We start from the raw sequence: 21,744 nt of genomic DNA on the forward strand, positions 1-21,744 counted from the left end.
GCCTGCCAGCGCCGACTGAACGTCACCGCCTGGACGGCCCGCTGGTTCGCCTGGTCGCGAATGGTGATGGCGCCATTCTACTGCAGACTGCGTCGTGCCTTCGGCGTGGCTGCTGCCGCACAACTGAAGCGCCGCAACCCACCACCCGCTGCGAGTACTACAGCCGGGCCGTGCATAAGGCGATATTTTTACGCGGCGAGTGGATACTGCACGCGGGATTTACTGACGGGATGCCGGTTAAGATACGGGTGATGTCGGACTGCATCGTTATCACCACCCGGAACAGCCGCGAGCTATACGGCTGCGCAGAGGGGCTGAGCGTGACTTACGTCAACAGGCCAAAGATGCTCCAGTGGCTTAAGACCTTCCCCGGCGCGCTCAATGATACCGGCAATCTGCCGGTGATTAAGCGCGGGTCGGGCGTTTTGCTTGACGGCTGATAACACGATCCCGACAATCAGGCCGGGATCTTTTACTGACTTATAGAGGTACGGCATCTTTATTACGTTGCCAGAAGTCTCGTAGGTCGGAACCGAGCTCAATATCCACCGTATCCCTGATTTTTTCTAATATCGCCATATGCTCGGGCGCTTCTTTTCGTACAATAGGTACTAACTGATACCAGGCATAAACGATCCATTCAGGTTCTTTCTCTGCTATTTCTTGTAGATGCTTAAGCAGTCTCTTATAACCTAAACCGGATACTGTTGCTTTAACCCATAATTTGGTTCCTGATATATTTTTCTTTTCTAAGCCCATATCTAAAAATTTTATTAAAATACCTTTATCCCTCACAACTCTCGGGATAATTCTTAATGCAGAACCTCTCACCAAATCAGAGTCATGCATAAACATGCCTTCTATAACAGAAGCTTTCTCATCTTCAGATAATATCCTTAGATAATTAACAAGTTGATTTTCTGCTCTTCCATCAGGAAGAGCATTTATAAGATCATTTAGCACTATGTTCCCTAAACTTATCTAAAGGCAAACCAGATTGATTAGCATTGTTAGCAGATGGCTTATAATGTCCTGAGGAGTTATCAAATCCCTGTAATACTCCACGGGTACCTTCACTCCATCCGAATTTAACAGAGCCAGCATAATCTACTTGCGATGCTCCCCGCGAAATATCATAGTGCCCAACGTCCCCCTCTTTGGATGAAGTTCTGGATACATAAACCTTTCCACCGATAGTTACATAGTCATACGTACCTTTTGCTCTAAACATTGAGCCACTTTCACCAACTGTATACCAGACACCATCTTTTTCAACCAGTTGATAACGCTTGATTGGTTTCCACGTATCATTTGCATATCTGGGATCAAGTGTCTGTGGCTTAACTGTTTGCGCTGTAGCCGTCGCACTTGTTGGGCCTTTTGCACCTTTGGTCGCGCCATAAAGGGCAGGAAGAGTCATCGCTATCTTCGAGGCCGTTTCAGCATCAAAACCCATTGCCTCAAAGCGTTCAGTCCAGCCCTGATTCGCCATGATGCCTTCCGCTTCCATACTTAATGTATAGACCGGAGCCAGTGCGTTCCTAAAATCAGACGGTAAGGTTTCATCTTCAGCCATATGCTTAACCGTCGTTTCAAATACCGACCATTGATCAACCAAATAGCCGTATTTCTGCTGGCATAATTCTGCTGATATGGAACAGACTAGCTTGATGTCTTCCTGTACCTCAATATTGCTGTCAATCATGTCCCGGACAACTTTTTCGCAGCCGGCTCCTTCGCAGTTTCGGGCCCTTTCCGCAAATCCATCAAGCTTGTTTACGCTCAGCGCATTATTCTCAACCGCATTTTTCCCTGCCTGCGCGCCGGTTAACGCACTGGCGCTGCTGTCTCCGGCAATGCCGCCAGCAAGCCCTGCCGCAAGCGTTGAGAAAGCGCTGATGGTCTGCTTCTCTTCTTCGGTCAGGTCCGCTGCGCTTTTGCCCGGGAACATCTGCGCCAGCAAGATGTTAGCTGCCTGTTCCCCTGCCACCGCACCGGCAGCGCCTGCCAGAGCATTGCGTCCCTGAAGCTCCGCCACGACGGCTCCGGCGATGGCATGGGCAATCGCTTTACTGCCCTCGTCCAGGTTCAGCTTATGGCCGATAACATCCGCCAGGTACGGCGCTGCGCCACCTGCCAGCGCCGACTGAACGTCCCCGCCCGCCAGGCCCTGCACTGCCGCCGTCACCGCCTGGACGGCCCGCTGGTATTTGCCGCCCGTGCCGTAGTCGCTGTTCTTCTGGGCGTTGTCGTAGAAGTTCTGCCAGACCTGCTGGTTAATCTCCTTGTCGCTGTACTGTTTATTCCGGTCCTGCGCCTGAAGCGCTTTCAGCGCCTCGTCCTTCTGCGCCTGAGTAACGCCCGCCATCTGGCTGTTAGCCTTCTGCGCCGCCTCTATCGCGCCCTGCGTTTTAACGATATCCGAGACCTGCATCCCAATCTCGCCAATCAGCTGCGCGGTCTGCAGGCGGTTCTGCTCTTTCTCTTTGTCGAATATCGGGCTGATGCTGTCGTTGGCGTGTTCCGTATCACGGCTTAAGTTCGCCAGGTCCTGCTGCTGGTTCGCCTGGTCGCGAATGGTGATGGCGCCATCTGCCACCGCAGACTGCGTCGTGCCTTCGGCGTGGCCGCTGCCGCCCATCCCCGCCAACATGGTGTTCGCCATATTGCTGATGAGGTTGCCTGCAATGCCGCCGCCCGTGCTGAAGCTCGCGCCCTGGTGCTCAATCTTATAGTCCGCCCGGTTCTGGATATCGCTAAAGCCCAGCGTGCCGGTATCCAGACGGTTTTTATCTGCCGTGGCGGTGGAGGCGATAACCGCGCCATCGAGCTGGGTATGGTTGCCGACTGTGATATCGAAGCCGCCTTTACCTGCATAAATGCCGGACTGCTCCGCCACGCTATCGAAGGTGCTGTGCATCTTGTCCTGGCTCAGGTTCAGGTAGCCGGAACCGGTCATTGAGCCAAAGGTGAAGCTGCCGCCTGCGCCGAAGCTGGTCTGCTTGCTGTCGTAGCGGTTGCTGTCCTGCTGGCTGGCAAGGGTCAGGTCACGGCCCACGTCGGCAATCACTTTGTCGCCGTTCACCTGTGCGCCAGTAAGCGTGGTGTCGCGGCCGCTTTGCAGTTTGACCGTGCCGCCGCTGTCTACCGTCGTTTCGCTCCAGCTGGTGCCGTTGCCTTTGTCGTGCCCTTTCGCCGCATTCACATTGGCGAATACGCTAATGCCGCCGCCGTTGCTGCCGCCGCCGATGCTTACGCCGATACCGCCGCCGCTACTGCTGTTTTTGCCGGTGGTTTTCTCGGTGTTCGCCGCGCCGGTAAGCAGAATGTCATTCGCCGCGCTCAGCGTGGCGTCGCCGCCTGCCTTGAGCTGGCTGCCGCCGATGAGGATATCGCCGCTGTTGGCGCTGCCGCCTTTGCCGGTCGCGTTAATGGCAAGGTTATTCCCGGCATTCAGCGTGCTGCCTGATACCGTGTCGGTCTCCTGATGCTGCTGCGATTTTGATTTCTGGCTGGTAAGCGACACGCTGACGCCAAAGCCGTTGCTCGGGTCGTTTGTCGCCTGAAGCAGGTCCGAACCCTGAGAAGCCTGATACCCCGAAAGCGCGGCTTTGGTGGCCTGCAAGGCCGCTACCCGGCTGTCGCTGCTCTCTTTCGCCGACTGCGCAGCGCTTACGGCGCTGTTAAGCGCGCTGCCCACCACGCCCGAAAGCGCCAGCGTCAACCCGCTGGATTTTTGCTCGAATTTCTCGTCGCGGGTGCGTTTGTCGTGGCCCGGCTCAATCACTACGCTGTCGCCGGTAATCGTCAGGTCTTTGCCTGCAATAAGATCCGCGCCGCCCACGTGCGCCTGGTTGCCTGCGGTAACCGTCACGTTGCCGCCCGTCGAGCCTACCGTGCTGGTGCTCTGGCTCTGGGTGGTGCCTTTCTCGCGCAGGTCGTGGGTGGTTTTGCTGCTGCCGATGGTAAAACCAATGCCACCGGAGCCCATCAGGCCGCTTTTCTTCGTCTCTTTGAAGTTCCAGGAGGTATCGGTATTGGTGGCGGCGACAATATCCACATTGTTGCCCGCGCCAAGCGCTACATTGCCGTCACCCGCAACAGCAGAGCCCTGCACCAGCAGATTATTGCCCGCCGAAACCTGCACGTTGTCGCCAGAAAGCAGCGTGCCTGCTTCACGCGTGGCGCTGGTTTCCTGGATGGTGTGGGTGGTTTTCTTGCTCAGGAATCCTTTTTTGGTTTTGGTCTGCTCTTTGTAGTAGTAATCGCTCTCGGTGGCGGTGGTGAGGTTAACGTCGCGGCCTGCCGCCACGCCGATATCGCCCTGCGCGGTCACCTGCGCCGCCTGCGCGTTCACATCCTGCCCGGCGACAATCACCGTGTTGCCGCCGCTCGCAATCTCAGTGCCCTGCTGGCGCACCGACTCATTAATGACGGTCTTTTTCTTCGCGCGGGCGCTGTCGCCCTCGGTGGTGGCCTCCGCCGCCAGGTTGACATCGCGTCCCGCTTGCATGCCGACGTTATTCGTCGCCGCCAGCGCCGCCGCCTGGGAGTTGATGTCCTGACCTGCTTTCAACGTCAGGTTGTCGCCTGCCGCTACGGTGGCGCGGTCCAGCCCGGTGCTGTGCGATTCATTCTTGCCGCTGGCGCTGTTCTGGCTGGTCTGTGCGGCGTTCAGGTTGAGGTCGTTGCCCGCCGCAAGCGCAGCGCTGCCGCCCGCTTTCACGTCGCTCGCCGTCAGGCTGAGGTTATGTCCTGCGCTCGCGTCCAGGTTGCCGCCCGCGCTGATGGTGCTGCCCTGATAAGAGACGGTGGAGCGGCTGGTGTTGGTTTTACCGCGAAAACCGGACTGGCTGTAGGCGTCGTTCACCTGATTGGCGTTAACGGCGATGTCGCCCCAGGCGTCCAGCAGCATGTCGCCGCCGGAGGCGAGGTTCGCGCCGGTCAGCGTGATGTCTTTGCCCGCCGAAAGCGAAAGCACATCCTGCGCGGTAATGGATGCCGTTGAGCCAAGCACGGTGTCTTTCAGCGAAACGCTGCCGTATTTGCCTTTGGCGTTGATATCAATCTGATCAGCCAGCGTGATGTTATTAATGCTGCCGTCCAGGCTCTCCAGCTGTACGGTTTTGCCATTGATGGCGGAACTGATGTTATTGATATCGCCGATGGCGCTCAGGTTGAGATCGCCGCCCGCTTTCATCAACCCGTCGTTCAGGTTGCTGATGCTGTTCTGGCTGTCGAGGCTGAGGTTGTTCTTCGCCACCAGCGTGCTGCCGCTGTTGGTGATGTTGCCGCCCTGCAGGCTAACGTTATTGCCCGCGATGACGCTGCCGTTGTTCACCGTCACATCTTTCGGCGACAGGTACACTTTCGGGATCATCACCGTTTCGCCGTTGATGGTCGCGGTTTCCCACCACAGGATGCTGTGGTCGAGCGCCGCCACCTGGTCGGCGGTGAGAGACACGCCAAATTTCAGGCCGAGAGACTGCTGCGCCGAGGCGGCGTTGTCCATCAGGTAACGCATCTGGTCGAGGTCGGAGCCGATGCCGTTGAGGTAGCGGTTGCCGGTCTGGTTCAGCAGGTAGTTGCTGACGTAGCGGGTGTCGAATGCCGCATCGCCAAGGAAGCGGTAGTCGTAATCCGGGTTCAGATTAAGGCGGCCCAGCATGTAAGAGGAGCCAAGGAACTGCTTCTCATCGGTATAAACGGCGCGCGTCTCCTGCGGCGCCGTCGTGCCCGGCTGCACGCCCGCCAGCGCCCCCACGTCCGGGCGAACGCCCGGGAGCGCGCGGGTGGAAGGTTGCAGGCCCAGCAGGGCGTTCAGGTCGCCAAACAGCGACGGGTCGAGTTGCCCAAGGCCGTTGAGTTTCGGGTTAACGGTGATGAGGTACGGGCTTTTCGGGTTGGTGGAAACCACGAAATAGCCATTGTCGCCGGAAGGCAGCGGGTAAGCGCTGGTGTCCACCGCCTTGCCCTGGTACTGCCCCAACGCGCCGCCTTTGGCGTTGCTGAGCGCCGCCGTGGTCACGCCCGCGTTCGCAAGATTACCCATGCTGCCAAGGCTGGCGTTGCCCTTCTGCGTGGTAGAAATAGCGGCAAGCGACGCGTTCGCCGCGCCGGTTGCCTCCAGCGCGCCGCCGCCGTTGATCTGCTGCAACGCGCCCTGGAGCTGGTCTTTCCACTGCGGCGAGTTTACCGCCACCGGCCCGGCGCTGGTCAGGTTCTGTTTCGCAATGCTGCCGCTAACGCTCTGGTTGCTCAGCGTAGTGAGCGATGGCGTGGAAATGGTGTTGCTGACGCCGCCCGCGTTGGCGGTGGTATTGGTGTTGCTGATATTGCTGGTGAAGTTAGCGCTGACGTTGCCGCCCGCCTGGATTACGGCGCGGTAGATTTGGCCGTCTTGCCGTTCACTTGTGTGACCGGTTAACTGGAAAGGAATAACGTCAGTATCTTCAGGAAGGTAGGGTCGGTAACCTTCCATTCCCTTCATTTTACTTTTATCAACTGTGGCGAATTTAGTTCTGGCAGATTTGCTGGGTTTGAATTCATAAACGAAATAATCAGTAACCGTACCGTCAGTCCAGCTCTGATTGTTCAGCGTCGAGCCGCGCAAGGCTATATTGCGGTTTGCTAAAATGTTGCTCGCTGAGTTTTCAAGATTGTTTGCCCCAATCGTTAAATCACGACCGGAAGAAATACGCGCTGCACCTCCGTTGCTGACAACCGAAACTTTCTTCTGGCTGGCAACGAATTTTTGTACGGCTGTATCCTGGAACGGCGCGTAAGTGTAAATGATAAAATTGTAATAATTACAGGCGCTGTGCGTACCACAGGGCCCGCTCTCGCCAGTGCCTGTACGACTCCATGCGCCATAACTGCCTTCGGGCAAAAGCGCTACGGGTACATTAATGGAGGCGTTACCAAGCCCGTCGATACCGGAAGATGTGGACGTTAACGCTTCTTCTTTAACACTCAACCCATCCCTGGTATTCAACAAATGCCCGGTATTGATCGTGATATCGCCGTTCTGCGTCTCGATCGTCCCTGAGGTATTCACCACTTCCGCATTCGCATTGCCCGCGCCGTCGCGCTGCATCCACAGGCTGTTGCCCGCGAGAATATCGCCGCGCTGGTTGGTGATGCTGTTGGCGTAAAGCGCCAGGTTGTTGGCCGCATAAAGCAGCGCGGTGTTGATGATGGAGCCCGGCCCGCTCAGCGTCAGGCTGCCGCGGGTGCCGGTAAAACCGTTTACGGTGATGTTGCTGCCGCTGTTAATGGCGATATCGCCGCCGCCCTGAATCGACCCCGCGCCATTAAGCGCTACCGCGCTGCCGCTGAAGGTGCTTGCGCCGCTGCCGGTGGTGATTTGGCTATTGTTGGTGAGCACGCCGCCCGCGCTGACGTTCACCGCCTGGCCCTGCATCACGCTCTGGTTATCAATCGCCCCGTTGCTGGTCAGCGTCAGCGTTCTGCCCGCCGCCAGCGCGGTTTTGTTGGTATAAGCGTTAGTCAGTTTCAGCGTCAGGTCGCCCAGCGCCACCACCTGCCCCAGCGAGTCGAAGCCGTTGCTGCCAAGCCACAGGTTGCCGGCGCTGAAGAGCTTGCCTGCGGCGGACTGGTTAACCTGGCCTGCGTTCACGTTAAGCTGGCTGGTGCCGAGCAGCGTGCCGTTGTTGTTCAACTGGCTGTAGTTAACGGCAAGCGTGCCGCCCTGGGTCGTGCCCTGGTTGGTGAACTGGCTGCCGGTAAGCGTCGCCTGGTCCGCAAGCCAGGTGCCGCCGTTGGTGGCGTTGGCCGCGTTCAGAACAAGGTTGCTCGCCTGTAGCCAGCCGGTGTCGGTGTACTGTGGCGTGGTGAGCGTTAGCGTCGCGCCGGAAAGCAGCTTGCCATTGTTATAAGCCTGCGACGCGGCGTCCACGCGGGTGTCGCCGCCGCCCTGCATCAGCCCGTAGTTGAACAGTTCAGGCGTGGTGACGGTCAGCCCCTGCTGGCTGACAATCTCCCCGCCCGCGTTGTTGGTCAGCCTGCCGCTCAGGCTGAACGTGGCGCCGTTATCGCCCTGCAACCGACCGCTGTTGTTCAGCGCCCCGGTGGAGACGCCAAGCGTATTACCCTGTAGCTTGCCGAGGTTGGTGACGGAAGCGGCGCTCAGGTTTAGCGCGCCGCCGGTGAGCAGCGAGCGCCCCGCCTGCTGGGTAAACGCGCCGTTCAGCGTCACGGTCAGCCCGTTCACGCCGCTGGTGTCGCCGTCGTTGTTAAAGGTGTTGCCGCTGAGCGTCAGGTTTTTCGCCGCCCATTGCCCCTGATTCGTGAGCGACAGCGCAGAGAGCGCCGCATTGCCCATCGCAGTAATTTTGCTGCCGGCGGTGGAATTAAGCGTGTTCGCAAGCGTCATCTGCAATGCATCGGCGCTCTGCACCGCGCCGCTGTTAGCGAGCGACTGCGCATTCAGGATCACGTTCTGCCCCTGCCAGCTTCCGGCGTTAGTGACCGTGCCGGAGGTGATTTTCAGCGTGCCCTGGGTCAGCAGCGCGCCGCTCGCGCCGTTGATCAGCTCCTGCTGCGGGGCGGCCATTAACATGCGCGCCATCAGGCGCTGCTGCGCTTCCAGCGTCAGGCTTTGCAGGCCGGTAAGCGTCCCCTGGTTGTTAATGCTGGTCTGGTGCAGCGCGAGGGTTTTCCCCTGCACCGCGCCGCGGTTCTTCAGGCTCTGGCCGTCGAGCGTGGCATTGCCTTCGCTAAGCAGCTGCCCGCCGTTGTCGATAAGCTGCGCTACAAGGGAAGCGTCGCCCTTGCTCATCGCGGAGCCGGTGTTGGCAAACGTGCCGCCCACGTCCGCCGTGAGGTTGCCAAGGCTCAGCAGCGAGCCGCCGTGCGTCCAGCCGCTCGCGTTCACCTCCACGCCCTGCCCCTGTAAGGTGCCGAGCGTGTTGAGCTGCCCGGCGTTCAGCGCCAGCGCGCCGCCGGTAAGGGTGCGGGAAGCCGCGCCCGTGGTCAGGGTATCGCCCGTTAAGGTCAGGTTTTTAACGCCCTGCCACAGCCCGTCGTTGCTGAGCGTGGCGGCGTTGAGGGTCAATGTATCGCCCGCGATGCGCCCGGGGTTAATGAGGCTGTCCGCCGTCAGGCCCAGCGCGCCGTTGCTCTGGATCTGCCCGCTGTTGTTGAGCGCGCCGGTGAAAGCGCCGGTGAGCGCCGAGGCGCCGGTCAGCACGCCGCTGTTATTGAGAGTGCTTGCGGTAAGGCCCAGCGTGGCGCCCTGCATGGCGCCCGCGTTGGTCAGCGTGCCGCCGTTAAAGGTTAACGCGCCGCCGGAAAGCCATTTGCCCGCCGCGTCGTTGGTAATGGTGTTTGCCGTCGCGTCTGCCTGGCCGTTGCCCTGGATAAGACCGCTGTTGCGGATCGCCGTGCCGCCAAGCGTCAGCGTCTGGCTCGCCAGCGTGCCGCCGTTGGTGAGCGTCGCGGCGCTGAGCGCGCTCTGGCCTTTCGCCACCAGCCCGCCCTGGTTGTCGAGCGTGTCGGCAAGGGTGAAGTTAAGGGAATCCGCCTGGATATCGCCGCCGTTAACGAGCGTTTTGCCCTTCAGCGTAAAGCCGCTGGTTGCCAGCAGCAGCCCCTGGTTTTGCAGGCTGTTAAGATCGAGATTCAGTCCGCTGGCGCTGATAAGCTGCCCGTTCTGGCCGTTTAACAGGTCGCGGGTGGCGAGCGCCAGGCTTTCATTGCCCTGAATCAGGCCGTTATTGGTCAGCTGCGGCGCGCTAAGCGTAACGCTTTTCGCCGCCAGTTGGCCGTCGTTAAAGAGCTGCGCGGCGGCGAGTTCAAACCGGTTCTGGCTTAGCAGCGCCCCCTGATTGTCTGCCCGTCCGCTGATGCTGGCGTTGAGGCTCTCCAGCGCCTGCGCGCTCCCGCTGTTGCGTAGCGTCTCCCCCGTGAGCGTGGCGCTGCGGGCCTGAAGCTGGCCCTGGTTGTCGAGCGTTTTGCCGGTAAGGGTCAGCGTTTCGCCGCCCGTCGCCTGGCCCTGCGCCAGGTTGGTAAAGACGTTGCCGTCCCAGTTCAGGGCGCTGCTGCCCTGCAACAGACCGCTGTTTTGCAAATCGCCGTGCAGCGCCAGCACTTTCGCCATCAGCGCGCCGCGGTTATCAAGGGTTTCTGCGCGCAGATCCATAGCCTGCTGGCTCAGGACCTTGCCCTGGTTGCTGAACGCGCCGCTCACTTTCGCCGTCAGCCCCGCTTCGCCGAGTGCGTTGCCGCTGTTGATCCACTCGCCCGTCGCCAGGTTCAGGGTTTTCCCCTGCAACAGCCCGGCGTTGGTGAGCCGATCGTTTTGCAGTTCCAGCGCGCCGCCAGAAAGCAGCGCCCCGCCCTGCTGGTTATCCAGCGTTTTGCCCGTCGCATTAAGGGATGCCGCGCCCTGCAACGTGCCGCTGTTGGTGATAGCGAAGGCGTCTGCGCGCAGGTCGCTCGCCGCCAGCAGCCCGCTGTTGATAAGCTCCGGCGCAGCGATCGTGAAGCCGTTGTCGGCAATTATCCGCCCGGTGTTGGCGGCCTTGCCGCTCAGGTTGAGCAGCAGGTCGGTGGCGCTCATCTCGCCATCGTTGCCAAGGGTCGCGCCCTGTAAATCGAGCGTGCCGCCAGTGCGCAGCGCGCCGCTGTTGCTGGTCTGTTGCGCGGTGATGGTCAGCCCGCCGTCGCCCTGGGCTTCGCCCCGGTTCGTTAGCGTATCGGTCGTCAGGGAGAGGGTTTTCGCCGCCAGCAAGCCGCTGTTATCAATCAACAGGCCATTCAGGGTCAGGTTATTATCCGCCAGCAGGCGTCCGTCCGCGTTGTTGATAAGCGTGGCGTAACCGCTGCGGAGGTTAACGCCGTTGATCTCGCCTGAATTGCTCAGCTGGTCGCCTTTGAGGATCAGGTCGCGATCGGTGGTGATCAGGCCGCTGTTATTCAGCGTCGGCAGGCTCAGCGCCAGGTTCTGTGCGCTGTAGAGCGTGCCGCCCGCGAGGTTGTCCAGCGTATCGGTTTGCAGGTTCAGCAGGTCGGCGCCCTGCACCAGCCCGCTGTTGGTAAAATGGTTGCCGCGTAGCGCCAGCGTATCGGCCGCCAGCGTGCCGCTGTTGGTGAGGCTTTCGCCATCCAGCGTGAGCGCGCCCGCCTTTACGCCGCCGCTGTTGATGAGGGTTTGCGCCCCCAGGGCCAGCGTATCGGCCAGCAGCGCGCCGCGGTTAGTTATGCTGTCGCCGCTCAGGGTTAAGGTGGTGGCTTCCAGCGTGCCGCTGTTGGTCACCGATTGCGGCGCGGTGAAAGTGATGCTGCTGGCGTTGGATTTGCCGCTGTGGTCAATCTGCTGCGCCGTCACGCCGAACGCGCCTTTCGCCGCCTGGGTGCCGCCAAGCTGTGCCGTCGTGGCCTGTAGCGTCAGGTCGTTATCGCTTTGCAGATGCGCGTCCGCGCCCGTAGTAACCGTTTCGCCGCGCACGTCGAGCGCGCCGCTGGCAATCACCTGGCCGTTGATGTCGGCTCTCTGCCCTGCCGCCAGGCGCACGTCGCCCTGGCTTGTGACGAGCGAACCTTTGCCGCTGGCAATCTCTTCTGCGTCCACCGTCAGGTTTTTTGCGCCGGAAAGCGTGCCGTTTTGCTCAAGCGTGGCGGTGTTTATCGCAAGCGCGCCGTCGGCGAGCAGGCTGCCGCCGTTACGCAGCGTCTCCTGCGCGGTGATCCGGGCGTCGCCCTTAGCGCCAAGCGCGCCTTGCTGGGCGAGGTTTTTGACATGGATATCCAGCGCGCCGCCGCTTTGCAGCGTGCCGCTGTTTTCCAGCGCGTCGCCCTTCAGGGTAACGCCGTTGCCCTGCAATAAGCCGCTGTTGTTAAGGCTTATGGTCTGCGCATCAAGACGGCCATTGGCCGCCAGCTGGCCTTCGTTCACCACCTTCCGGCCTGTAATAAGCGCGTCGTTGCCTGCGTTTACCTCTCCCTGGTTGTGAATATCGCCGCCGTTCAGGCGCACGTTCGCTTTCGCCCCGGTGCGACTGCCAGCGTCCAGCGACATTTGCGTGCCGGTGAGGGTGAGATCGTTACCCGCAGTGAGGGCGCTGCCGGTTGCGGTCAGTTCGCCGTTGCTCGTAAAGAGAGCATTTGCGCCGCTGCCAGCCGTGGCGTTATCCAGCAGGAGGCGTTGCCCGCCCGTCAGGCTCAGCGCGCCCTGCCCGGAGAGGCTGGCGTTGCGCACCGCCAGCGAACCGCCGTTAAGCGTCAGGTCGCCATCGGCAATGAGCGAGCCGCCGGTCATCTCAAGCGTGCCGCCGCTGCTGAGCGTGGCGTTCAGGCCGCTGCCTGCGGTGGCGTTCTCAAACAGTAAATCCTGCCCGGCGGAGAGCGTCAGCGCGCCTTTGCCGGAAAGCGAGCCGCCGCGAACAGCCAGCGCGCCGCCGTTCAGCAGCAGGTCGCTGCCTGCGGTGAGCGAGCCGCCCGTCACCGCAAGCTGGCCGTTGCTTGTCAGGGTGGCGTAAGTGCCGCTGCCCGCTTTGCTGTTTTCAAGCGACAGCCCCTGGAGGCCGGTGAGATCGAGCGCGCCATGAGCCGACAGCGCGCCGCCGGAAATGGCGAGCGAGCCGCCGCTGAGCGCCAGATCGCTGCCTGCGGTGAGCGTACTGCCGGAAGAAGCGATTTGCCCGCCGCTGGTGAAAACGGCTTTTTCTTCGCTGCCTGCGGTGGTGTTTTCCAGCCGCATACTCTGGCTTGCGGAAACGTTGAGTCCGCCCCGGCTGGCGAGGCTGCCGCCCTCTACCTTCAGCGCGCCGTTGCTGTGCAGGCGGGTTTCGCTAAGGCCCACCAGGGTGGCGTTGCTGAGGGTGGCGTCCTGCTGGCTGGCGACAGTCAGCGCGCCGTTGCCGGAAACGCCGCCGCCGTTGATGTTCAGCCCGCCATGGCTGCTGAGCGTGGTGTTGCCCTGGCCTACCAGCGTAGCGTTAGCGAGCGCCGCATCCTGGCCGCTCGCCACATCAAGCGCGCCGCTGCTGGTCACGCCGCCGCCGTTAATCTGCAAACGGCCGTCGCTGGTCAGGCGCGCATCGCCGCCGCTGGCGAGCGTGGCGTTATCGAGCGTCATCGCCTGCGTACTGGCGACGCTCAGCGCGCCGCCCGTCTGGTGGCTGCCCGCCAGCGTCACCCCTTCGCCTTTCGCATTCAGCGAACCGCTGGCGAGGCTGTTTTTCACCGTCATCCGGCCGCTGGCGTCGAGCTGGATATCCCCCTGGCGCGCGTTAAGGTTGCCAAGGTTGACCCCGACCCCTTTTTCGCTGGACACCAGGCGAATGCGGTTGGCGTACATGCCGCCGAGCGCGCCGGTATCCACCGCTACCGTCGGCGCCGGGCCTTCGCCCGCTGTCGCCTGAAGGCTGCCGTCTGTTCCGACGCGGTTCGCGCCTGCGGTTACGCTGAGATCTTTCGCGTGGATAGCGGCGTTCACTTCGGTCGCGCGGGCGATGATGGAAAGCGCGTCGCTCTGGCTGGCGTCCAGCCCCTGCCCTTCCACGGTAATGGCGCCTTTTGTGACATCCAGCGCCATCAGGTTGCCATTGGCGTCGAACTGCGGCTTGCCTGTGGTTAACGTCACATTCGGCGTGTTAATAAATCCACAACCGTTACAGGTGATGCCGTACGGGTTCGCCACCATGACATTGGCCGCTTTGCCTGCGACCTCGGTATAGCCCTGCAATTGAGAGCGGCTGGCGCCCGTCACCTCGTTGATAATCCCCTTCGCCTCCAGCCCCGCCTTCAGGTGCGGGTTGTTCTGGATAAGCCCGCCCAGCTGGGTCTGGGTCAGTTGCCCGGTGGCGTTGTTGAGGATGAGCCCCTCTTTGCCGACGTTGTAATCCTGAAACTGGTTATGCGAAAGCCCCGCCGCATTCGGCGTGGCGATGTTGACAACCGGCACCCCGTTGCCCGCCTGGTCCATGGTGGTTTGCCCGGTCGGCGTCATCGCCGCCGCAAAGGCGGGCGCGACCGGCTGCCATACCAGCAGAACGCTAATGGTCCAGCTCAGCAGGCGTTTAGAAAGACTCACGGGAGGGTGACGGTTATCCATAATCGTTATCTCTTAAAGCGTAAACATGACGCGCCAGTTGACGCTGAGGTGATCCGGGCCGAGCCAGTCGGGGTAGCGCAGCGGCGTGCCGATGGAAATCTGGCTGCTGTACACGCGGTTAGCGCTGCCAAGGCCTGCCGCCGCGCCCCACAAGGTGCCGGAGGCGTAGCGGTCTTCGCGATCTTTCTCCAGCCAGCCGCCGTCCAGCGCAACGGTGGCGCTGACCTGGCCGATAACCGGCAGTGTGAAAAGCGCATAGTTGAGTTCGTTGCGCAGGTAGCCGCCGTTGTCGCCGGAGAGATATTGCTCTTTGAAGCCGCGCACCGAGCTTTCGCCGCCGAGCGTCAGGCGTTCTGAGCCGTACAACCGGTCGGGCGACCACTGGCCATAAGCGCTGGCGAGCCACCACAGGCTATTCGTAACCGGCCGCTGAAAGCTGGCGCTGAGGCTCCATTTGCGAAACAGCGCGCGCGGCTCGTCGCCGTGCTTGTTCTCGTCGGTTTCGGCGTTAAACCAGGGGGTGCCGTGGCTGTAGTTGGGGTTGAAGGTGGCGACGCCGCCCAGCATTTTCTGCGTGTGGTTAATGCCAAGGGTCAGGCTGGAAAGGTTACGGGTGCTGCTGGTCAGAGGCGCATCGTTAAGCCAGTTGCGGCTGCTGCGCTGGGTAACGCTCGCCGCAATGCCGGTTTTGATATCGCCATTGCGAAACACCACCCAGGAAGCGTTAACGCGGTGGGTTTTGGTATCGCCCGTGGAGATCCATTTGTATCCCATGTTGTCCAGCGTGGTGCGGTAGTTGCTCCAGGCGTAGCTGTAGTCCAGCAAACCGTAGCCAAAGGGCACGCTCACGCCCGCCTGGAAATTCTGCGCGTCGTACGCGGTGGCGAAATCGCTGCTGCGCCCGCCGCTCACAAACCATTTGTCGGCAATTCTTAAAAGGTTACTGGCGGTCAGCGATCCGGTGAGCTGCTCTTCGCCCGTGCTTTTTTGTCCGCTGTTATCCAGCCCAACGCTGACATTTAACGGAAATTCCGGCGTGGCGGTTAAACTGACGACAGAATATCCCTGCTGTTCGGCAGGCAGAATTTCTATCTGAACCGGCGTGGTACGCAAACGGTTTATTTGCTCCATGCCCTGTTCTATATCGCGTAAATTAAGCACCCGGCCTTCGAGACGCGGAAAGGCCATTTTCAGCATCAGCGGCTTTTCGCCTTCCAGGCGAATATCACTTAATTTCCCTTCCAGCACGGCGAGCGTTAATTTACCGCCAGAGAGATCCTGCTCAGTTAAAAAAGCGCGGCTGGTAATATAGCCGCGGCTTATATACCAGTCGGAAACCGCTGCCGTCAGCTCGGTTATTTTTCGCATATCCAGACAGCGGTCGCGCCAGGGCGCCGTTAGCTTTTGTTGTGCCTTAAGGGAAATTAACGTTGCGCCGGACAGTGTTATTTCGTTGATCTGAAAGCATGGCCCTGTCGCAGGCGCAGATGGCTCAGACGCAGGCGCGCGCGGCAGCGGCGTGCTGCGCTCTAATTCTTCGCGCTGCTGCTGGTTTTGTAATAATAATTGTTCCTGCTGCTGGCGAATAGTATCGCGGTCCGCTGGCGATAAAGGCGCGGCTACCGCAGTACAGATCTGGCCTGCTGCGAATAATAAAACGAAATACCGGGAAAACATTCTCTTGATCCTGTCCATGATCGAAATTAAATAATAACGCGCAGAAATTAAATGGCGTTAAATTTAAGGAAAAGAATTTTCCGATAGAATATCAATTTTTTCTGTGAAAGAAACAGAGTAATGAAAGATATATTCTGTCATTAGCCCGTTAATATAAATTTGCTTTAGGGCAGCTTAATTTATTTCCTTAAAGTAAATTAATGAAAAGAGAAACTGCCGATGAAAGGATAATTAATTTAAGAGCGGAGAATAATGCATAAGAAAGCGGGAACAACTGTTTCATTTATACTGCGTCGGATCACGTTCCGGCGAAATGAGATAATTTCCAGACAAAATAATAAAGGAGGCAAAGGCCTCCTTATAATGAATATCGTTTCGGCTTATGCCGCCACCGCCGGCCTTACGCCAAGAGTATGGCAGATGGCGTAACTCATCTCCGCGCGGTTGAGGGTATAGAAGTGGAAATCTTTCACCCCTTCGCGGCTTAAAATCTTCACCATGTCCATGGCGATGTTAGCGCCCACCAGCTTGCGGGTTTCGGCGTCGTCATCAAGCCCCACGAACATTTGCGACATCCAGGAAGGGATGCGCACGTTGGTCATGTCAGCGAATTTTTTCGCCTGTTTAAAGTTAGAGACCGGCAGAATGCCAGGGATTATCTCCACATCAATGCCCGTCGCCGCGCAGCGGTCGCGAAAGCGCAGGTAGCTTTCCACGTCGAAAAAGAACTGCGTAATAGCGCGGTTGGCGCCCGCGTCGATTTTGCGCTTGAGGTTAAGCAGGTCCGCCTGCGCGCTCTTCGCTTCCGGGTGGACTTCCGGGTAGGCAGCGACGGAGATATCAAAGTCGGCTACCTCTTTGAGCAGCGCAACCAGATCGCTTGCATACATGTCCGGCTTGCCGCTGCCCGGCGGCAGGTCGCCGCGAAGGGCCACAATGTGACGGATGCCGTTGTTCCAGTAGTCGCGGGCGATGGCGCGCAGCTCGTCGGGGCTGGCGTCAATACAGGTCAGATGCGGCGCGGCTTCCAGCCCGGTACGCTCTTTAATGCCCTTGATAATGCTGTGCGTGCGGTCGCGCTCGCCGGAATTCGCGCCATAGGTCACCGAAACGAATTTCGGCTTCAGGCTGCTCAAACGGTCGATGGAGGTCCACAGGGTTTGTTCCATTTCACTGGTGCGCGGCGGGAAAAATTCAAAAGAGACATTAATCTGGCCCTGCACTTCGGCCAGGCTCTGGTTCAGGGCTTCCCGCTGGTTGGCGTGAAAAAAGCTCATACCTTACCTCATCAATCGCTCGTCATCATTGTTGTGTTGTGAACTTCTATACGTTTAGACGTCCAGATGTAAAAATGACGGAAAAGCAGCAGGGCGTCAACAGAAAAATCGTTAACCTGCGTGACGAATATTCAGCCAACATGAAAAACCTTCATGTTGAGGCGTAAAGCGGCGCCAAAGACGGGTGGGCCTGGCGCAGAAAACAAAAAAGGAGCCATCGGCTCCTTTTTATTACGTCAACAGGACTACAGCAGCTGCGCCAGCCGGTTGAGGTCCGACTGGATCGCCCCGGCGGTTACGTCACGCCCGGCGCCCGGACCGCGGATCACCAGCGGATTATCGCGATACCAGCGGCTCTCAATGGCGAATACGTTATCGCACGGCAGCAACGAGGCCAGCGGATGCTCGGCCCGCACCGCTTCAACGCCCACACGCGCTTTGCCGCTGGCGTCGAAGCGCGCCACGTAACGCAGCACCAGGCCCATTTCACGCGCCGCTTCCAGGCGTTGCACCATCTGCTCGTTCAGCTCGTCGCCGTTTTCGAAGAAATGGTCCACTGAGCCTTCTTCGCAGCCCGTCGGCACCAGCGACTCCACGCGCACCTGCTCAGGCTCGATGTCATAGCCCGCTTCGCGCGCCAGGATCACCAGTTTGCGCATCACATCTTTACCGGAAAGATCGACACGCGGGTCCGGCTCCGTCAGCCCTTGCTGCCAGGCCTGGTCAACCAGGTCGGTAAAAGGCACCGTGCCGTCGAACTGCAAAAAGAGCCACGAGAGCGTGCCGGAAAAAATGCCGCTGATGGCCAGAATGTTATCGCCGCTGTCGCGCAGGTCGCGCACCGTGTGGTTGACCGGCAAACCGGCGCCCACCGTGGCGTTATAGAGCCAGTGGCGGCCGGTCTTGGCAAAGGCGTCGCGGATCTGGCGGAATTTGTTGCTGGTGCTCGCCCCGGCCAGCTTGTTGGCGCTGATGACATGAAAACCGTGGCTGGCGAAATCGAGGTACTGGTCCGCCAGCTCCTCGCTTGCCGTGACGTCGAGCACCACCAGGTCATCATAAGGGTGCGCGCGCATCCAGAGGAATAACGACTCCTCATCATGCTCTACCGCTTCATCACCAAAAAAAGCGAGCGCGCGGCTGGCGTCCAGCCCATTGTAGTTCAGCAGGCTGCGGCGGCTGTCCACCACGCCCGCCAGCACAAATTCAAACCCGGTGCGGGCGGAGAAAGCTTCCTGCTCGCGGGCGAACAGCTCAAGCCAGCGGGAGCCGATATTGCCTTTGCCGAACAACATCAGGCCAATGCGTTTTTCCGCGCGGAACAACGACTGATGTAGCCCCTGAATCAAATGCTCGGTCGGGCCGACGCGCAGCACCGCCACGAGGCTGATGCCTTCGTCAGACTGCCAGATAAACTCCACCGGCTGGTCTTTTAACTGCTGCCAGAAGCGGTGGCTGTGCAGCGGGTTGCGGCAGACCCCCGCGCCCACCAGCGCCACCAGCGCCAGCCCTTCGCGCAGGCGCAGCTCGCCCGGCAGACCCGCCTCTTCAAGAATAGCCAGCGCGCTGCCCACCACTTCCGAGGTGTAGCAGAGCTGAAGCAGGTTGCGGTCCGGGTGAACGCCGACGGAGAGCGGGCGCACCTGCGCGCGCTTGAGCAGGGCATCGACTTCTTTATGCGCCAGCTTGAAGTCCTGGTGCGAAGCGACGTCGAATTCAATCAGGCAAACATCGTCGTGGCTGGTGACGATGCGGGCGCCAGTGCCGGAAGCGAGCACGCGCTCAATGCGCGTGGAGCCTTGCTCCGGGTTGTAGCTGCAACGCAGTTGCAGATCGATATCGCTGCCGGAAACGGGTTGCAGCGTGCGGGCATGCAGTACCGGGGCCGCAAGGCGCGCCAGTTCGCTGGCTTCGTCCAGCCGCAGCAGCGGCAGCAAGCAGGCGTCTTTAACTTTGCGCGGGTCGGCGCTGTAAACGCCCGCCACATCGCTCCAGATAGTCACGCGCGAAACGCCCGCCAGCGCGCCGATTTGCGTTGCCGAGTAGTCGGAGCCGTTACGGCCGAGCAGCACGGTTTCGCCTGCGTCGTTGCGGCAGATAAAGCCTGTCACTACCACACGTTTATTGGGGTGCTGCACCAGCAGCTGTTGCAACAGCGGAAAAGAGAGCCCCTCGTTAACCTGCGGCTGGGCGGCGCGTTCGGCGCGCAGAAAATCGCGCGCATCAAGCCACGCGGCCTCCAGCCCCTGCTGGTTAAGCACCGCCGCCATCAGCCTTGCGGACCAGATTTCGCCATGCCCCACCACTTCGGCATAAACCGCGTCGGTAATGGCGCCGTCGAGCAGCCCCGCCAGGCGCTCCAGGTCATGAATGAATTCGCTGATCAGCCCGTCGGCCACGTCGGGCGGCAGCAGCCCGCTGATGAGTTCGCTCTGATAGCGGCGCAGCGCCTGCTGCACCTGGTGGGCGGAGAGACGGTCGTTCTGGCTAAGTTTCAGCCAGCTTATCAACTGGTTAGTGGTGCTGCCCGCCGCCGACACCACCATCATGTCGCCCGGCAGGGAATAGTCGGCCATAATGCCGGCTACCCGCAGATAACACTTCACATCGGCGAGACTGCTGCCACCAAATTTATGCAGTTGACGACCCGGCGCTGTAACACTCATGCTTACCCCTTACTCGCCGCCCGGAAGCCATTTTCCAGGTCGGCAATTAAATCTTCGCTATCTTCAATGCCTGTGGAGACGCGCAACAGCGTCTCGGAAATACCGGCGGCGGCGCGCGCTTCAGGCGCCATGCCCGCGTGCGTCATGGTTGCCGCATGTGAAATAAGGCTCTCGACGCCGCCCAGCGACTCCGCCAGCGTAAACAGCGACAAACCGCCCAGAAAACGGCGCAGCGTCTGCTCGTCGCCATCCAGTTCAAAGCTCAGCATCGCACCAAAGCCTTTCTGCTGGCGCGCGGCTATCTCGTGTCCCGCGTTGTCCGGCAGGGAAGGATGATACAGCTTTTTCACCAGCGGTTGGGTCTTCAGAAAATCAACAATCGCCTGGGCGTTGCGCTGCGCCACTTCCATACGCGGGCTGAGGGTGCGCAGGCCGCGCAGCAGCAGATAGCTGTCGAACGCGCTGCCGGTCACGCCGATATTATTCGCCCACCATGCCAGTTCGGTGACGGTATCGGCCTCTTTTGCAATCACCACCCCGGCCACCACATCGGAGTGGCCATTGAGATATTTGGTGCAGGAATGGAGAACCAGATCTGCCCCCAGCGCCAGCGGGTTTTGCAGCGCCGGGCTGAGGAAGGTGTTATCCACCACGCTTATGGCCCCGGCGGCGCGGGAAAGTTCGCAAATTTTCGCAATATCCACCACGCGCAGCAGGGGGTTGCTTGGACTTTCCACCAGCACCAGCTTCGGTTTTTCCGCCAGCGCCGCCTTTAACGCCGCCTCGTCGCCCTGATCGACAAACAGCACGCGGTAACACCCGCGCTTCGCCAGGCTGTCGAACAGGCGATAGCTGCCGCCGTAGCAGTCGTGCGGCGCCACGAGCAGATCGCCAGGCTTGAGGAAAACGGTGGTGACCAGATGGATGGCCGACATGCCGGTATTGGTCAGCACCGCGCCCGCGCCGCCTTCCAGCTCCGCCAGCGCGCGCTGCACGACATCACGCGTCGGGTTGCCGCGACGGGAGTAATCGTGCGCGCGGGGCTCGTTAAAGCCGGTGAAATTATAGGTGCTGGAAAGGTGGATGGGCGGGACAACGCAGCCGTACTGCTCGTCGTCGTTTAATCCGCTGCGAACTGCGATGGTGGCCTGTTTACGCGTCATGGTGAGTCGTTTCCTGGCTTATCGGATAAAAGTCAGGCCTCAGAGTAAACACTGAGACAATAGACGTCAATACATCTGGACATCTAAACTTCTTTGCGTATAGATTGAGCAAAAGCGGAATAACCGTTAAAATTGGGGTTTTAGAGCAGTGCCGCAGCGAGAGCGCCCGGATCACGGTATATTCTACGCTGTACACTAATAGACGTTATGGTTAAGACCGTGAGATTCGTCAGGTTTTGACCCTGGACCAATGACTGAGAGGATTAAAGGTATCTCATGGCTGAATGGAGCGGCGAATATATCAGCCCCTACGCTGAGCACGGCAAGAAGAGTGAACAAGTAAAGAAAATTACGGTTTCCATTCCTCTGAAGGTGTTAAAAATCCTCACCGATGAACGCACGCGTCGTCAGGTGAACAACCTGCGTCACGCCACTAACAGCGAGCTGCTGTGCGAAGCGTTCCTCCACGCGTTTACCGGCCAGCCCCTGCCGAACGACGAGGATCTGCGTAAAGAGCGCAGCGACGAGATCCCGGAAGAGGCGAAAGCCATCATGCGTGAAATGGGCATCGACCCGGACACCTGGGAATATTAAAGTTGCAGAAACAAAAAAGGCGCCTTTCGGCGCCTTTTTCTTTGGGTAGCTTATTTGCTGCCCGGGATGCTGAAGCGTTTGTTGAAACGCTCAACACGACCACCGGTATCAACAACACGCTGCTTACCAGTAAAGAACGGGTGGCATTTGCCGCACACGTCCAGGTTCAGGTCGTGACCCACGGTGGAGCGGGTTTTGATTACATTACCGCAAGAACAAGTTGCAGTAATTTCTACATAATTCGGGTGAATACCTTTTTTCATGGGAAAACCTCGGTTAAGGCCGCGTCG

9 protein-coding genes are annotated in these 21,744 nt (G+C 59.8%); 2 read left to right on the plus strand and 7 right to left on the minus strand.

Annotated features, from left to right (window positions below; all coding sequences use genetic code 11):
* The first annotated feature begins 2 nt into the window (after window positions 1-2).
* Entirely contained in the window at window positions 3-440 is a 438-nt protein-coding gene (locus tag DW56_RS22160) for a SymE family type I addiction module toxin (RefSeq protein ID WP_152976860.1), read from the plus strand.
* 40 nt (window positions 441-480) lie between these two features.
* Here DW56_RS22160 and DW56_RS09195 read toward each other — a convergent pair whose 3' ends face one another.
* From DW56_RS09195 to metB, 6 genes are all read right to left on the minus strand, one after another.
* Window positions 481-963: a hypothetical protein gene (locus DW56_RS09195; protein WP_139152830.1), complete on the minus strand. Its 483-nt coding sequence runs from the start codon at window positions 961-963 to the stop codon at window positions 481-483.
* Window positions 953-14,077, minus strand: a complete 13,125-nt coding sequence (locus tag DW56_RS22165; RefSeq protein ID WP_029589770.1) for a hemagglutinin repeat-containing protein — start codon at window positions 14,075-14,077, stop codon at window positions 953-955. The genes DW56_RS09195 and DW56_RS22165 overlap by 11 nt, the downstream gene beginning before the upstream one ends.
* A gap of 12 nt (window positions 14,078-14,089) precedes the next feature.
* Window positions 14,090-15,754 carry a ShlB/FhaC/HecB family hemolysin secretion/activation protein gene (locus tag DW56_RS09205; protein WP_024553812.1) on the minus strand — a complete coding sequence of 555 codons (1,665 nt, stop codon included), beginning with the start codon at window positions 15,752-15,754 and terminating at the stop codon, window positions 14,090-14,092.
* A gap of 380 nt (window positions 15,755-16,134) precedes the next feature.
* A complete protein-coding gene (metF, locus tag DW56_RS09210) occupies window positions 16,135-17,031 on the minus strand; it encodes a methylenetetrahydrofolate reductase (RefSeq protein WP_024553813.1) in 897 nt (298 codons plus the stop codon).
* Window positions 17,032-17,276: 245 nt separating this feature from the next.
* Window positions 17,277-19,697: a bifunctional aspartate kinase/homoserine dehydrogenase II gene (locus DW56_RS09215; protein WP_024553814.1), complete on the minus strand. Its 2,421-nt coding sequence runs from the start codon at window positions 19,695-19,697 to the stop codon at window positions 17,277-17,279.
* A gap of 2 nt (window positions 19,698-19,699) precedes the next feature.
* Window positions 19,700-20,860, minus strand: a complete 1,161-nt coding sequence (metB, locus tag DW56_RS09220; RefSeq protein WP_024553815.1) for a cystathionine gamma-synthase — start codon at window positions 20,858-20,860, stop codon at window positions 19,700-19,702.
* Window positions 20,861-21,136: 276 nt separating this feature from the next.
* On the opposite strand from metB, the gene metJ reads away from it, so the two are divergent.
* Window positions 21,137-21,454 carry a met regulon transcriptional regulator MetJ gene (gene metJ, locus DW56_RS09225; RefSeq protein WP_024553816.1) on the plus strand — a complete coding sequence of 106 codons (318 nt, stop codon included), beginning with the start codon at window positions 21,137-21,139 and terminating at the stop codon, window positions 21,452-21,454.
* Between the two features lie 50 nt (window positions 21,455-21,504).
* Here the strand turns inward: metJ and rpmE are convergent, their stop codons facing one another.
* Window positions 21,505-21,717 carry a 50S ribosomal protein L31 gene (gene rpmE, locus DW56_RS09230; protein WP_024553817.1) on the minus strand — a complete coding sequence of 71 codons (213 nt, stop codon included), beginning with the start codon at window positions 21,715-21,717 and terminating at the stop codon, window positions 21,505-21,507.
* Between the last annotated feature and the right edge of the window lie 27 nt (window positions 21,718-21,744).

Source organism: Franconibacter helveticus LMG 23732 (assembly GCF_000463115.2).
Classification (GTDB): Bacteria; Pseudomonadota; Gammaproteobacteria; order Enterobacterales; family Enterobacteriaceae; genus Franconibacter; species Franconibacter helveticus.

Coding starts and splice junctions, on each gene's coding strand:
- DW56_RS22165 (WP_029589770.1), bottom strand. CDS start 14,077: ATGGATAACCGTCACCCTCCCGTGAGTCTTTCTAAACGCCTGCTGAGC.
- DW56_RS09205 (WP_024553812.1), bottom strand. CDS start 15,754: ATGTTTTCCCGGTATTTCGTTTTATTATTCGCAGCAGGCCAGATCTGT.
- metF (WP_024553813.1), bottom strand. CDS start 17,031: ATGAGCTTTTTTCACGCCAACCAGCGGGAAGCCCTGAACCAGAGCCTG.
- DW56_RS09215 (WP_024553814.1), bottom strand. CDS start 19,697: ATGAGTGTTACAGCGCCGGGTCGTCAACTGCATAAATTTGGTGGCAGC.
- metB (WP_024553815.1), bottom strand. CDS start 20,860: ATGACGCGTAAACAGGCCACCATCGCAGTTCGCAGCGGATTAAACGAC.
- metJ (WP_024553816.1), top strand. CDS start 21,137: ATGGCTGAATGGAGCGGCGAATATATCAGCCCCTACGCTGAGCACGGC.
- rpmE (WP_024553817.1), bottom strand. CDS start 21,717: ATGAAAAAAGGTATTCACCCGAATTATGTAGAAATTACTGCAACTTGT.